14 protein-coding genes are annotated in these 15,020 nt (G+C 45.6%); 7 read left to right on the top strand and 7 right to left on the bottom strand.

Translation table 11 applies throughout. From position 1 onward, the window contains the following. Window positions 1-71: 71 nt before the first annotated feature. The 4 genes from HQN88_RS27340 (at window position 72) to HQN88_RS27325 (ending at window position 3,541) form a co-directional block, all read left to right on the top strand. A complete protein-coding gene (locus HQN88_RS27340) occupies window positions 72-749 on the top strand; it encodes a GntR family transcriptional regulator (RefSeq protein ID WP_173118460.1) in 678 nt (225 codons plus the stop codon). A 30-nt stretch (window positions 750-779) separates the two neighbouring features. After that, window positions 780-1,886 (top strand): mannonate dehydratase, encoded by a 1,107-nt coding sequence (gene uxuA / locus HQN88_RS27335; protein WP_173118458.1) that lies wholly within the window; start codon window positions 780-782, stop codon window positions 1,884-1,886. After that, window positions 1,870-2,724, top strand: coding sequence for an SDR family oxidoreductase (locus HQN88_RS27330; RefSeq protein WP_173118456.1), 855 nt, complete (start codon window positions 1,870-1,872; stop codon window positions 2,722-2,724). The genes uxuA and HQN88_RS27330 overlap by 17 nt, the downstream gene beginning before the upstream one ends. Before the next feature lie 160 nt (window positions 2,725-2,884). Further along, window positions 2,885-3,541: a helix-turn-helix domain-containing protein gene (locus tag HQN88_RS27325; RefSeq protein WP_173118454.1), complete on the top strand. Its 657-nt coding sequence runs from the start codon at window positions 2,885-2,887 to the stop codon at window positions 3,539-3,541. Window positions 3,542-4,156: 615 nt separating this feature from the next. On the opposite strand, the gene HQN88_RS27320 is transcribed toward HQN88_RS27325, so the two are convergent. The 5 genes from HQN88_RS27320 to HQN88_RS27300 all read right to left on the bottom strand — a co-directional run bounded on the left by HQN88_RS27320 (window position 4,157) and on the right by HQN88_RS27300 (window position 10,000). Next, window positions 4,157-7,429, bottom strand: coding sequence for a response regulator (locus HQN88_RS27320; protein WP_173118452.1), 3,273 nt, complete (start codon window positions 7,427-7,429; stop codon window positions 4,157-4,159). A 68-nt stretch (window positions 7,430-7,497) separates the two neighbouring features. Next, entirely contained in the window at window positions 7,498-7,911 is a 414-nt protein-coding gene (locus HQN88_RS27315; RefSeq protein ID WP_173118450.1) for a hypothetical protein, read from the bottom strand. A gap of 145 nt (window positions 7,912-8,056) precedes the next feature. Further along, window positions 8,057-8,650, bottom strand: a complete 594-nt coding sequence (locus HQN88_RS27310; RefSeq protein ID WP_173118448.1) for an HAD-IA family hydrolase — start codon at window positions 8,648-8,650, stop codon at window positions 8,057-8,059. A 27-nt stretch (window positions 8,651-8,677) separates the two neighbouring features. Next, window positions 8,678-9,169, bottom strand: coding sequence for a CYTH domain-containing protein (locus HQN88_RS27305; protein ID WP_173118446.1), 492 nt, complete (start codon window positions 9,167-9,169; stop codon window positions 8,678-8,680). Between the two features lie 18 nt (window positions 9,170-9,187). Next, window positions 9,188-10,000 (bottom strand): helix-turn-helix transcriptional regulator, encoded by an 813-nt coding sequence (locus HQN88_RS27300; protein WP_173118444.1) that lies wholly within the window; start codon window positions 9,998-10,000, stop codon window positions 9,188-9,190. Window positions 10,001-10,119: 119 nt separating this feature from the next. Here HQN88_RS27300 and HQN88_RS27295 point away from each other — a divergent pair, with 119 nt between their 5' ends. After that, window positions 10,120-11,826: a glycoside hydrolase family 2 protein gene (locus HQN88_RS27295; RefSeq protein WP_173118442.1), complete on the top strand. Its 1,707-nt coding sequence runs from the start codon at window positions 10,120-10,122 to the stop codon at window positions 11,824-11,826. Between the two features lie 160 nt (window positions 11,827-11,986). Here the strand turns inward: HQN88_RS27295 and HQN88_RS27290 are convergent, their stop codons facing one another. Continuing rightward, entirely contained in the window at window positions 11,987-12,349 is a 363-nt protein-coding gene (locus HQN88_RS27290) for a group I truncated hemoglobin (RefSeq protein ID WP_173118440.1), read from the bottom strand. A 165-nt stretch (window positions 12,350-12,514) separates the two neighbouring features. On the opposite strand from HQN88_RS27290, the gene HQN88_RS27285 reads away from it, so the two are divergent. Then, the gene (locus HQN88_RS27285; protein WP_173118438.1) at window positions 12,515-12,784 is read left to right on the top strand and encodes a hypothetical protein; all 270 of its coding nucleotides are present in this window, start codon (window positions 12,515-12,517) and stop codon (window positions 12,782-12,784) included. A 447-nt stretch (window positions 12,785-13,231) separates the two neighbouring features. Here HQN88_RS27285 and HQN88_RS27280 read toward each other — a convergent pair whose 3' ends face one another. After that, complete coding sequence (locus HQN88_RS27280; protein WP_173118436.1) at window positions 13,232-13,978, bottom strand: hydroxypyruvate isomerase family protein; 747 nt, start codon at window positions 13,976-13,978, stop codon at window positions 13,232-13,234. Window positions 13,979-14,069: 91 nt separating this feature from the next. On the opposite strand from HQN88_RS27280, the gene corA reads away from it, so the two are divergent. Next, window positions 14,070-15,020, top strand: coding sequence for a magnesium/cobalt transporter CorA (gene corA, locus HQN88_RS27275; RefSeq protein ID WP_173118434.1), 951 nt, complete (start codon window positions 14,070-14,072; stop codon window positions 15,018-15,020).

Below are 15,020 nucleotides of genomic sequence, written 5' to 3'. Positions count from 1 at the left end.
TTTTACACTTCCATACTACCATACAAGTATGGTAGTATGGATTTAGGCATCATTTTGCAAAGGAGATCCACATGGATTACTTCAAAAAACCTCTGATTAGTTCGACCCGAGATGCTGTCTACCACACGCTCAAGGCTCAAATTCTGAGCTTAGCCCTGCTTCCAGGCACCACCATTTCAGAGAAAGAAATGTCGGTAAGCTTCAATGTGAGCCGGACACCTGTTCGGGAAAGTTTCGTACAATTAGCACAGGAAGGCCTATTGGATATTTATCCGCAACGCGGCACGGTTGTCTCCCGCATTGATCTGGAGCTGGTGGATGAAGCACGTTTCATTCGCGAACATCTAGAAAGCGCCGTCATTCGTTTAGCCTGCCTCTCATTTCCGGAAGAGTCCCTGCGCTTGCTTCAAATGAATTTGGCCTCTCAGAAAGTATGCATGGATGAACAAGACTTCAAGAAAATGTTTGAACTTGATGAGGAGTTTCATCGGACGATTTTTGAAGGCTGTAAGAAAATGAACACTTGGGCAGTCATTGGGCAAATTAATGTGCATTTGAACCGCACCCGTATGCTTCGCTTAGCGACTGATCATCATTGGGATGAGCTCTACGCCCAGCATGGGCAAATTGTGGATGCCATCAAAGAGCAGCAGCCTGATAAGGCTGAGCAAATCATACACGCGCATCTTCAAGTTGGCATTGCTGATCAAGCATTATTAAAAGAGAAGTTCCCTACGTATTTCAAATAGGTTGACGATATGGGAGGCGAGTGTGCATCTATGAAAATGGTATTCCGTTGGTTTGGAGAGGGCAACGATACGGTCACTCTGAAGCAAATCAAACAAATTCCCGGTGTTGAAGGTATCGTCTGGGCATTGCATGATGTACCTGCCGGTGAAGAATGGCCCATGGATAAGATTCAGAAAATCAAAGCCGAGGCTGATCGTGCGGGACTGCATATGCAGGTCGTGGAAAGCGTCAACATTCATGAAGATATTAAATTAGGACTGCCAAGTCGCGATACGTACATCGCTAATTATAAGAAAACAATCGCCACGTTAGCGCAGGTTGGGGTCAAAGTCATTTGCTACAATTTCATGCCTGTGTTCGATTGGGTACGAACAGATTTACACAAGGAGCTGGAAGACGGCTCGACGGCACTATTTTATGAAAAAAGTAAAATTGCCAACCTCGATCTTGCGGAGCATGTCGGACGAATTAATGCCAACCCCGATTTCAGTATGCCCGGCTGGGAACCTGAGCGACTTGCTCATTTGACAGAGCTTTTTGACGCCTATAAGGATGTCACTGAAGAGCATCTCTGGGCAAATCTCAAGTATTTCTTGGATGAAGTTATTCCCGTGGCCGCTGAGCACGGCATTCGAATGGCGATACACCCGGACGATCCGCCTTGGTCCGTCTTTGGATTGCCAAGATTGATGACGAGCCAAGCGAACATTCGCCGTTTCTTAGCCTTGCATGACAGCCCGTACAACGGGCTTACGATGTGCAGTGGTTCACTCGGTGCGAACCCGAGCAATGATATTGTCTCGATCGTGCATGAATTCGCGGATCGGATTCCTTTTGCCCATCTTCGGAATGTTCGTCTGTATGAGAATGGTGATTTCATTGAAACCTCTCATCGTACGCAGGATGGAACGGTTGATATGTCAGGCATTGTGCAGGCACTGTATGCAAACAATTACGAAGGATTTTGCCGTCCAGATCATGGTCGACATATTTGGGATGAGCGTTGCAGACCTGGGTACGGGTTGTACGATCGGGCATTAGGTATCATGTATTTATGGGGACTTTGGGACATGTTATGTCGCCAAGGCGCTACTTTACAAGAAGGAGCTGTCACTGCATATGAGCAAATTAACTAATTTCCCGTCCCTGCAAGGGAAGGTCGTCGTGATTACTGGAGGCGCTGGTGTTCTGTGCCGCGTTATGGCCTTAGAATTAGCTAGACAAGGCGCGCGTATTGCCATTCTGAATCGTACGCATGAGAAAGGCTTAGCTGTGGTTCGTGAAATTGAGGCTGCTGGCGGCGTGGCCGTTGCTGTTGCTTGCGATGTAACCGTAACTGAAAGTGTAGAACAAGCTGCGGCAATCGTGACGGAATTGCTGGGTACCTGTGATATTCTTATTAATGGTGCGGGTGGCAACCATGCCAGCGCGAATACGACGAATGAGATTTTCAAAATGGAGGACGTGGCAGATCCGGATGTTCAATCGTTTTATGATCTAAGCATCACTGGATTCCGCAACGTGCTTGATCTTAATTTCGTGGGCACCTTAATTCCTACGCAAGTATTCACCAAGCATATGCATGGCAAAACGGGTGCAACCGTGATCAATATCTCATCCATGAGCGCACCTTCGCCAATGACGAAAGTTCCTGCCTATAGCGCTGCCAAAGCGGCTATTGATAACTTTACGAAATGGTTAGCTGTTCATTTGGCGGAAAGCGGCATTCGTGTGAATGCCATTGCACCTGGATTCTTTTTGACGGAGCAGAATGCCAAATTGTTGATGAAAGAGGATGGCAGTCTGACGGACCGGTCCCATAAAATCATTGCCCATACCCCGATGCGCCGTTTTGGTAAGCCGGAGGATTTACTAGGCACGTTGCTGTGGTTGGCTGATTCCAACATGTCACGCTTCGTTACGGGTACGACGATCCCTGTAGATGGCGGATTCATGGCCTATTCTGGCGTTTAGGATTACTTATTCTAGTATTACTGGTCCTTTTCTTTTATACTAATGTTAATAAGGTATACGGAGTGAAGCACACGCCGTTTCATTGCATAACGCTCATTATGAGCTATGCTGTGGAACGGTTTTTGTTTGTTTATTTACAATGAAGAGGAGACTGAGATGAATGTCATTTGAGGAAAAATATAACGAATGGATGCAGGAAATGATTGCGCACGCTGGGACTGGGAACGTAAATCATCGAAGGCTTGAATTGTTAGAAAAAGGGTTGGGCCACGGAACAATTGAGTTTTTACGTTGTATTTGGTTTCCTGCCATCGGCAATTTCAATCACTTATACCCCGAGTGGGAGGTACGTGATTTCAATAATGGCTACCGCTATCTGGATCTTGCCTATATGCCTGGCGGCGTAAAAGGAGGAATTGAAATACAGGGATTTGGATCGCATGCAAGAGATCTTGATGTTAAAAGATTTAAAGATTTATGCATGCGACATAGCTTGCTAACCCTTGATGGGTGGACTTTTATGCCTATCGCTTATTTGTCCATCAAAGAAGATCCGAAACAATGCCAACAACTTATCCTGTCATTCGTCGGTAGATTCCTATCAGCCGATGTGTCTGCTAGCTTGGATTGGGCAGAAGCAGAAGTAGTACGTTTTGCTCGTCGTTTGCTTCGACCCATTACACCGATAGAAATTGCCGAACATCTTCGGCTCTCCGATCGACATGCAAGGCGAGTGCTGCATCAACTAGTTGAGAAGCAACTCTTAACTGTTGTTGGAGGACGTCAGCGATACCGTACTTTTCAGTTGAAGTTGTGACTGTTGAGCGGGGCGGGGTTCGGTGCTGCTAACGGACACACGCGACGCTATTTGACCGAATTCGATGCTCCTGATTCGCTAACGGACACAGCGTACGCTATGGAGTGAAAATCGGGCTAGAATCAGCTGTTTTGGACGAAATAACGGCACTGGTGGCCGTTAGCATAGAAAGGGTGCTGCATTTGGACAAATAACGGCCGTGGTGGCCGTTAGCGCAGAAAGGGCGCTCCATTTAGACGAAATAACAGCCGTGGTGGCCGTTAGCGCACAAAGGGCGCTCCATTTGGACAAATAACGGCTGTGGTGGCCGTTAGCGTTGATGTTCTGGTGGGCTACACATGAGGGAAACGGCTAACGGACACAGCGTACACTTGGAGTGAAAATCGGGCTAGAATCAGCTGTTTTGGACAAATAACGGCCGTGGTGGCCGTTAGCGTAGAAATGGCGCTCCATTTGGACAAATAACGGCCGTGGTAGCCGTTAGCGTTGATGTTCTGGTGGGCTACAGGTGAGGGAAACGGCTAACGGACACAGCGTACGCTATGAAGTGGGAATCAAGTGTAGGATCACATTGAATCTACATAAGGTACTATTTCCCAGTTCCTTCACCAAAGCTTATGCTTCATCCGGAATACAAACGATTATGCTTTCAATCTCCGATGCGATCTCGGCAATTTGGTCCTCATAATTCTCATTCAGGAGAATTGTTGCTTGGAGTTTCACAGCTCCCGCATGCAACGCTTCTGCGGATAAACTGCCAGCAACACCGATTAACGTATGCGCAGCTCTCTTGGCCGCAACCCAGTCGCCCTCGCGGTGATGGACCCAGAGCAGATCTGCGAAGTCACTGTAATTTTTCTTGAACAATTGCAGCATGACGAGAAGAATACTCTCTTTGCCCTCCACTCGGGCCAAAGCACCCTCCCAATCTATCGCGGCGATCCCTTGATAATAAGGGGGTTCTTCTCCGTCAGCCGGTTGCGGTTGCTTGAAGCTCCGCTCGCGCTCCTTCCTCTTCTCGGGCTCCATCCATTTGTGAATGACTCGAAACAGCAGCTTCACATCCAGCGGTTTGCTAAGCACATCATTCATGCCTATTTGGAGGTACGCTTCTTGGTCTTGTTTCACCACGTTAGCCGTAAGCCCGATGATCGGTATTTTGCGAAATCTTGGGTTCAGACGCAGAAGTTTTGTCGCCTCGACGCCATCCATAACTGGCATATGAATATCCATGAGAACCAACGCAAATTCGCCATTGTCCAACGTGTCCAATGCTTCTTGACCATTAGTCGCTAACGTAATCCTGTAGCCGCGTTCCTCGAGCAGCTCCATAGCCACTTGTTGATTAATTTCATTATCCTCAACGAGTAGAATGTGTCCCTTTTCCTCCTCAGTCTCAGAAGGATTCGACATCAGTCCATGATCAGACACCCGTGATTCCTGCTTTGGATGGAACATAGAGTCCAACATCTGATATAGCTCTAGTCGACTAATCGGTTTGACCAGCACGGCATCAGGCCTTATGTCCTCAGGGAGGGTAAGCAGCTCTTCCTTCCCCATAGAGGAAGTCAGACAAATTAAGCGCGTTCGATCTCTGCGAATTGAAGCGAGGAGAGCACCCCAAGTCTCTAGACCATACATGTCATCACTTTCCATATCTAGGATGAGGCATTGAAAGTCTTCCTCCGCATCTATTTTCTCTCCTAGTTGTTTAAACAACGAATCCCAAGAAGGAACCGTCGTTACAAGGAGGGCGAAGGATTCTAAGGTATCTTGTAAGCTGTTTCGCATAAGGGGATGATCCTCAACAATCAGCACACGATAAGGCTCATTCCCCTCGCCAATGTCCCACTCATCCGGATCGTTATGCTCTATAATTTGAAAAGGCAAGGTAAATGAGAAACGACTCCCGCTTCCCATTATACTTTCGGCTTGGAGCACACCGCCCATTAACGTGATCAAATGTTGGCTGATCGGCAGTCCCAAACCGGTTCCTCCATACTCGCGGCTTGTTGAGCCATCCGCCTGAGAGAAAGGCTCAAAAATGTACGAAAGTCGATCCGCCGAAATTCCAATCCCCGAGTCTTCGACGCTAAATCGCAGCATCATTTCCCCGCTGGATGCCCGTGGAGCAAACTCAATGTGAAGCATCACATAACCTGCACTCGTAAATTTAATGGCATTGCTGCAGAGGTTAAGCAATACTTGCTTCAACCGAAGCGGATCTCCAAGCAGTCGTCTGGGCAACTCAGCAGGCGTACTGAAAATAAGTTCTATGGGCTGACTCTTTGATAGTACACTACAAATACTGGAAAGCTCCTTCAAGAGCTCGTCCAGATTAAAACTCGTTCGTTCCACTTCTAATTTGCCTGCTTCTACTTTGGAAAAGTCCAACACATCATTAATAATACCTAACAGCGTATGCGAAGATGAGGTAATATTGGTTAAATAATGCTTCTGGTGCTCGGAGAGCGGCGACTTCCCTAACAGCTGAGATAGCCCGATAATGCCATTCAAAGGCGTTCGAATTTCATGACTCATTTTGGCAATAAAATGACTCTTCGCTAAATTGGCTTGATCTGCCGCATGGCGCATAGAGGCTTCTGTAAAATCGTGAATCGTACCTACAATCCCTTTCACTTCACCAGATGCCTGATGATAAGCTGAAAGTGTTACCCGATAGTCTCTTCTCTGGCCCTCCGCCGAAGGAATCGCGATTTCGAATCTCACATTATCACCATTAGTTAACACTTCTTGAAAGTGCTGCTCCCAAAGCTCCTGCTCGTATAAGGGTAAAAAAGCAGTCATTGTAAGACCTAGCATGTCCTCAGCTCTAGTTTGTGTAAGTAGACTTGCTGCTTGATTCACTGACGTAATTTCGCCTTCCGTTGTAAAACCCAGAATGCCCTCCTGCGAGTTTTCTACGAGAATCCGATTCCGCTCTTCACTTTCCTGAATCCGACGTTCTGCAAGACTCTTCTCCGTAACATCAGTCGCCGAGCCTATGACTTCAACAACCTCTTCACCATCGAAAACAGGCTGTAACGTCGTGAAAATGATTTTTCCACGTACATCCATTTCATAGGAGACTTGATTTCCTCGGTAAGCTTCTTCATATTTGGATTGCAAAAATTGCGCAACGTCTTTCGAATACGATGGAATCGCATGCACATCCTTGTAGAAAAAGTCATCTGGCTTAATCCCAAGCTGATGCAATAATTGACCATCAATGATTGTGTATACCAACGAATTCTGTATTTTTTTTAGTTTAAACGTAAGACCTGGTTGGAAACGTAGAATATCAGATAGCTCCTGTTGAATATGTCGTACTTGCCTTTTGAGCTCTTCGGAGCGTAAGAAGTAACGGAAAAGTCCTGCAACGAACATGCCCGCCCCTAAATGTAAAACTAAATTCGGAATAACAAGCTCCGTAGGAAGCTTATAGATAAGGACCATATCCACGAATAACACGCTTACAGGACATAATACGAGCAGGAACCATTTCTTCCAGTAATCTCTGATGTAGTAATGGATAAGTAAACAGCCTGCATATATAATGAAGCCTAGCAGCGATACGCGAAACAAAACCGCTGGATCGATCATCGTCCTGCCAATAATGATAATAACTGTAGTAATAAAACCAGAAACGCTGCCACCAATGAACGTAGCCATTAATATTGCAACCGCTTTCAAATCTAGGATATGCCGTTCGCTCACATGGACCCCAGTATAAGCAAGCATAACTCCGAATAGCCCGTGCGCTATACCTGCCAAAATCTGAAATTTCCATTGTGCTGCCTTTTGTAATTTGGGGGAGTAAAAAATTTGAATCGATATAAAAACAAATACGGCAACAAGCGAGAAATTGTTTAATAAGTCTCTCAACATCGTACTCACCCCATCGGATTGCAGTCTCGTCTATCTACACCTATTATAGATGTCGAATTATGTATGGTCTACACAGTTTCATAATCTACTTGTTTAATCGCAGAGAAGACTAAATCAATCATCTCCGCACGAGCATGATTAATGAAGCCTAATGAAGTTTGCTGTAAATTTTCAATGGAAACACAGGATGTCAACATAATTTTGCTTGAGAATACATACATGGAAAGTTCGTAGGCTGAAGTTACATTTTTGATAACATCGCTAATGTTCGTTCTTTTATAAGACTCGGGAAGTTCCATGGCATACATCAAATAAAGCGGTTCTTGTCTCGTTTGTGTCATCTGGAACATTTCTTTATACGAGGAACTCACATGTGAACGCCAAAGATAACCAAATTTATAATGCAAATCTTCCTCCCATACTTTCTCAAACTGGGCAGTTAACTCGACAAACTGTTGACGGTAATAGTCGATTAAATTCATAGATGGCCCCTCGCAATTCCTTTAGAAGTTCTTACAATACTTAGATGATACCTAGTAATTGTTGTAAAACTTCTATCTAGACTTTTAGATAAGCATGTTTTTTACTCATACTTCGCTAATGAATCTGGGAGGGGAAGGAAACAATCTATGCCCTATCATTTAAAAAAGTAGTAACCTGATCCATCCAAGCCTCTTCAGCATCGGCCAGTAACGTATTCCAACCCAAAGATCTCGCTGGCACAAGGTTTTTCTCTTGATCATCTACAAACAAGACCGCCGCGTGCTCTTTCGGAAAATGTGTTTGAACCCTTTCGTAAACCTCACGATTAGGTTTACAGTAGCCAACCTCACTCGAGATGGTTGTGCTTCGCAAAAAAGGAAGAATAGGATCCAGCAGATGAGTCAGCCACTCGATCCGATGATTACTCAGCAAGTGAATATCTGCGTGTTGACTCCAAGCCTCCACATGCTCCATCGCTGTTAATGGCTTTAATTGCTGGAGAATCCAAGAACGATCCACCTTGGAGGCCAGATTTGGGAACAATTCGTTCAGCCAAATCCAGAAGCCCTCTTCTGTCATTGTACCGACCCACAGATCATTCTTAATTTCCTTAAACCGATGAGGCAAGGAAACCAGCGCCCCGTCATCCTCCCCACTTGAAAACCCGCTCCAAGCTTGCGGTGAAAAATTCGTCACAAGTACGCCAGCAACATCAAGAATCAATTGCGGTCTAGGCATCGTTTTCTACCACCATTTCCCACGGAATTAGCGTTTCTGTAAAGCTACCCACATTGATTTATTACGAAACTCTTCCTCCGAGCCCAACTCTCTGCCGAACCAACCCGGTGGTACAAACTGCTGCGCAGCCTCCAAATTTGGGAATTCGACTTCAACGACAAGCAGGTCAATTTGTTTATACTCATCGATTTCATAAGTAACCCCATCCGCTTCGAGGGTCGTACGAATCTTCTCTAATGGAATTAATCCAGTTCGCTCAAGCAGCTGTTTATAGATAGGCTCCGTGATGCTGTACTCTACTTCTTCTCGAACCATCCCATGTCCTGACTTGAACGTGTGCGTATAGTGTGATTCTCCAGAGCTGTCTACCAGCTGGCGTACGCGAATTTCTTGATCGTCCGAGAAGGCCAAATACGTCTGATAAATGTATTGCTTAGACACTTGGGTCAACTCGTTATTCGCTAGTTCAGCCGCAGGAAATGCGGGCAATAAATACTTTCTTTCAATCTCGGCACCCATAATTCGGTTAGCCCCTCTCTATTTGTTCATTGTTCGAAAACGAACCGGTGAAATCTCGTTCCATACTCGAAACATTTTACCAAAATGAAACTCATCTGCAAATCCGCAAGCATCCGCGATCGCCTTCATGGGCTCATCGGTTAGCAAAAGCATCGTCTTCGCCTGCTCATTCCGAATCTGATTTAAATACGCCTTGGGCGAGATGCCCACATGCTTCATAAACATTTTGCGTAATTGCGACACGGAGATATGGTAGGTTTTCGCCAGTTCTTCCAGCCGAATAGGTTGATGATAGCAGGTTTCCAACCACAGCTTCGCTTGCAGAAAGGCTTTCATGTAGGGATCACTAGACGTATCCGTATCCTTCATAAATTGGATTAATCGTGATAAGACATATTGGAATTCCGCTTGTCGTTCATGCGGATCCGTTCCTCTCATTGACCATAAGCGACTAAATTGTGCTTCCAGCCAATCTGATTGTTCTAACGTGTACGGTTTATAAAAAGGGATCCGCAGTTCCTCTACAGGAACCGGCTTAAGCCAATTAAGATGCTCATAAGGGATATCAAAAGCATCGAATAGGAGCATCCTAATACATAATGGATTCTCAGTAGATGAAGTCATGTTTAGTTTAAACCCGGGCTTCAAATAAAACAAACTCCCGGCTTGTACATGCAGCGGAACTTCATTCATCTCATGATGAAACTCCCCTTCCCCACTCCGAATCCAATACAGTGAGTGCACATCTGTCGTATTGCGAATATCTTTCCAACCAGGTTCGGGTGGCTTCTCATACGAAAGCCGATGATGATAAATACGATGGTTATTCAATGGCGTCGTTCACCAGCCTTGTAGCGATTTTGACAAATAGAGATGAGGTTTATCCATTCAAATGAACTCTTCTTCTATGATACGCTTTACGAAACATACATGAAAGGGGCTTAATGCTCGTGATACGTACTTTTCAGCAGCATAACTTACGACCTACTCGAATTTTGGATGGTTTATGGGATTTCATCACGGATCCTGACAATAAAGGTGTTTCTGAGGGGTGGGCATCAACCTTCCCTGCCGGATCGAAAAAGTCCGTCGTCCCTTCCTGTTGGAATAACGAGTTAGGTACTTACGATTATATTGGTGCCGCTTGGTATCGCACCTATTTTGATACACGGCAAGACGCGAATATTCGACTCGTATTTGAAGGCATTCTTCACCATGCGGATGTGTATGTGGATGGGCAGCATATTGGCTACCATTTTGGCGGGTTTACACAGTTCTCGATGATTCTTCCCCACCTAACTGCAGGCAAGCATGAACTCGTGATTCGCGTGGATAACACCGTTGATTGGCAAACTTTGCCGACAGATATCGCTGACTGGCACTCCTACGGAGGGATCATTCGTTCTGTTGAACTTCAGGAGCTTCCGGATGTCTACATTGACTCCCTGAAAATTGATTATCAATTAAAGGACGATACAGCCGATGTTCAGTTGCATATTCAAGTCAGTTCGCTAAGCCAAGAGGATTGTCAGCTTGAGGTAAGTGCTAGTACGGAAGGACTTTCCCTCTCCGCTGGTCCTGTCACGATTACAGCCGGTCAAACGACTAGCCTTTCCCTGAGTGGAAGCATGACCAATATTAAGCGTTGGGATGTCGGGCAGCCTGCACTCTATACCTTTACTGTCAAAGCTGGTGAAGATGATCTTATCGATCGGACTGGCTTCCGTACGGTTGAGGTTCAGGGCAGTGACATTCTGCTCAATGGTAAAAAGTTGTACCTGCAAGGCGTGAATCGTCATGAGGAGCATCCCGAATGGGGATTTGCTTTCCCGCCGAAACTGATGTTGAAAGATCTGGACATTTTGACCGACATGGGCTGCAATATCGTTCGTGGCTCCCATTATCCGCAAAGCCAGTTATGGATCGATCTGCTTGATGAGCACGGGATGCTGCTCTGGAGTGAGATTCCAATGTGGGGTTGTTTCATGAGTGTGGAGACGCTGGCAAGCCCGATCTTCAGAGAGCGCGGCGTTCACATGCTTGGCGAAATGATCAATCGGGACTACCATCATCCTTCTATCATTTTCTGGGGAGCGCACAACGAAATCGATACACGTACCCAGGAAGCGCTAGAGCTGACGAAGGCTTTCGTGAGCAAAATCCGCAGCATGGACGCAAGCCGACTCGTCACTTACGCTACAATGCAGCCGGAGGAAGATATCGTATTATCGTATTTTGACGTTATCGGGATTAACAAATATTACGGCTGGTATGAAGGCAGCGTGGATGGATTTAGTACCATGCTGCAGAACTACTTCCTGAATGCGGAGAAGCACGGTGCCGCTGGCAAGCCTGTGATCATGAGCGAGTTCGGCGCGGCGGGGATTTTTGGCGATGCTGGCTGGGAGCCACGCCTGTTCAGCGAAGACTATCAAGCCGATGTCGTTACGCGCGCTTTGAAAATCTTCCGCGACGACCCTCGCATCGTCGGGACGCTCATTTGGCACTTCGCCGACATTCGCGTCGATGTGCGGAGTGACCGACCTTACTTCCGCGATCGCGCGCGGAGCTTCAATAATAAAGGATTGCTGAGCGAGTATCGCAAGCCGAAATTGGCCTATCGCCTAGTGAAGGAGATTTATCGCTCGGAACGGTAAGGGAAAGGGACTCAGCCTATGTGGCTGAGTCCCTTTTTTGCAAATAGAATGACCTCGTGTATGCGACCTTGTCAAAGATGCGAATATACACTTATTCCAAAAAAAAAGGATTTCCCCGCCATATAAATGGCCATTGGGAAACCCTCCCTTTTAACAACACTTATTTATGTAAAATATCGTCCTTCAACGTAGACACCTTCGCCAACACTTGATCAATCTTATCTGCCCCCACCTCAAAATGAGCAAGCGCATCATGCAGATGCGTGGTAATCGCTTTGAAATGCTCTTCCTGCAGATTCATCCCTGCATGCACTTTGGCCATGGATGCCCCTGTATACTGATTCGGTCCCCCTAACGCAAAACTAAAAAATTTCGCCTGATGCTTACGCTGCTTTTCCATATCCGTGTTGTTAAAAAAGTGATTGACGGTCTCATCTGCCAAAACCAGCTCATAGAAGTAGTCCACCACGGCCGTAATGGCCCCTTCTCCGCCAAGCTTATCGTATAACGTTGGTTCACTCACTATGTATATCCTCCTTCAACATGTAAAGCTTTCTAGCTAGTTATATTATCCAGAAGTTTGCGAAATTATCTATGGTTTCTATTTCCGCCTTTGTCCCGCACACCGTCTATCTAGCATGCATTCTATATACAGATACGGATACTAACTAGAAACGAGGTGATAGGAATGGCTTGCGTAAACGTAAAAGCTGTTCGTCAACCTGACTTAGTATTGATTCGTTGGTCTAGAAACCCTCTGATTGCCGGCTCCCCTCGGAGGATTACTGCTGCACGTGTAATAGGCAGTTCGCAACCTTGCCGGGCTACATTGGTAACCAATGGATTGCTTAGTACGGCATTGGGTTGTTTATTAGATGATTTCAAAATCGTCTATCAAAAAAGAACGACTAGCACTAGCGGGTATTTATTGCTGCAACGTTTTCGTATTCAAACCTAGGTAATAAAGGAGCAGCTGAGGCTGTTCTTTTTATTTTATATAGTAAGAACTGGCTGCGCTAATCTGTCACAAGCATTGTGAATGGCAAGAACGATAAACTTGCTCCGAACGATCCACTCACTCAAACAAAAAAAGGGACCTTAGCCAACGGGGCCAGGTCCAAAGTTTATATTAAAAAGGGGGGTCTTGTTTATTATAATACCCTTTCTATGTTAGAGGACTGTAACGGGAATGTTCCAATTGTGTTACATCTCGTTTAGAACCTGACATGCTCTGAAATAAAAAAAGGGACCTAGCCAACGGGGCCAGGTCCAAAGTTTATATTAAAAAAGGGGGTCTTGTTTATTATAATACCCTTTCTATGTTAGAGGACTGTAACAAGAATGTTCCAATTGTGTTACAAATGTTTCGTGTTTTCCAACCTGACAGCCGCGCTCCCTATAGTTCTCACTTTAGCAGTTTTCGAAGCCCAACCTCCGGCGCCTCTAATGGGAAATATTCCAGCCCCATATGCCCCTCAAAACCAGTCTCATCAATGGCTCTGAAAATCTGCTCATAATTCAGCTCACCATTGTCGAGCTCGTGTCTACCAGGGTTGCCAGCTGCATGAAAATGGCCAATCCACGCTATATTCTCACGTAGGTTAGCGATTACATTTCCTTCGGTGATTTGTTGATGGTAGATATCGAACAAAACTTTCACATAAGGGCTTCCTACTTGTTTGATAATATCGAAAGCTTCTTCGGATGAAGCCAAGAAATACCCTTGATGATTAACACGCGTGTTCAGCGGTTCAATTAGCAGCGTTACGCCCTCTTTTTCCAAAAGTGGCACACAAGCCCGCAGCCCCTCGATCAGCGATTGCGTCTGAGCTTCTCGCGACACCCCTTCGATCTCTTGTCCAACTTGGGTAATGAGCTTCGTGCAATTCAGTCGCTTCGCAACAGCGATCGATTCGATGAGTCCTTCGAGATAGACATTACGCTGAGTTGGATCAACCAAACTCGCGAACTTCGTGCAAAATGTCGAAATCGAAACTCCCGCTTCAGCCACAGCATCAGCGACGACGTCAATATCCTTTTGCCACCAGGACCAGAACTCAATTGTATCGTAACCAATCTCTTTCAGTTCATTCACACTTTCCCTAAAATCACGCCCCTTATAGAGCGCATCCATACAAACGGAGAGCTTCATCGCAGGTCCCTCTTTCCATTCTGATCTTACTCTATTGTATGGTAAAATGAAGCAAATGCCTATGAAAAAAAAGATATGCTAGGAGCCCTATATGATACGAACGCTTGCCGTCACAACAGATTATGCCGTGATCCATGATCTCCCACTTGAGGAATTATCAGCCCCCACGATTCGGTGGTACTGGGTTGATTTCTATAATCCAGATGAAAAAGAAGCTTTAAATCTCAAGGATCATTTCCATTTCCATCCCCTCACCATCGAGGACTGCTTTCATTTCATGCAACGACCGAAAGTAGATCACTATCAGGACGTTCATTTCTTCGTCATGCACGCCATCGATCCCAAAACGCTGGATGCGGAAGAAGTGGATATGTATCTCGGCAGCAACTATATTGTCACCTTCCATTTGCACGAATCGCGAGAAATAGAAGATGCTTGGAGCCGGGTGTCGCAGCAAGAAAGTCTGCGAAATCAGGGGCAGATCTATGCCGCGTATTTAATTCTAGATAATCTCGTCGATCAATATTTCCCTAGTGTCTATCAAATTGAAGATCTGCTCGATGATATGGAAAATAAAATGAATGCCGAAGCCATTGATGCATTAATGAACCAGGTTTTTGAAATTCGTTCCCAATTATTGAAATTACGTCGTACCATCGTCCCGATGCGTGACCTGCTATATCGAATCATCAGTTCAGATCGCATTGAACAGGTACGTGAGCATCTCGTTTTTTTCACAGATATTCACGATCATCTCCTCAAGCTCTCTGAAATGGTCGACTCGAACCGTGAGATTACAGCGGATATTCGCGATAGCTTCATCTCGCTCAACTCCAATCGGATGAATACCATTATGAAAACATTGACGGTTATTACGACGATTTTCATGCCATTGACGTTTATTGCTGGGCTGTATGGGATGAATTTTACTTACATGCCTGAATTAGAATGGCATTGGGGATATTTCGCCGTACTCGCCATTATGCTCGGGATAGGCATTTGGATGTTCGCTTGGTTTCAGAGTAAGGGTTGGTTTAAATAA

The organism is Paenibacillus qinlingensis, assembly GCF_013204845.1.
Taxonomy (GTDB): domain Bacteria; phylum Bacillota; class Bacilli; order Paenibacillales; family NBRC-103111; genus Paenibacillus_E; species Paenibacillus_E qinlingensis.
This window is presented reverse-complemented; position numbering and strand designations above follow the sequence as displayed.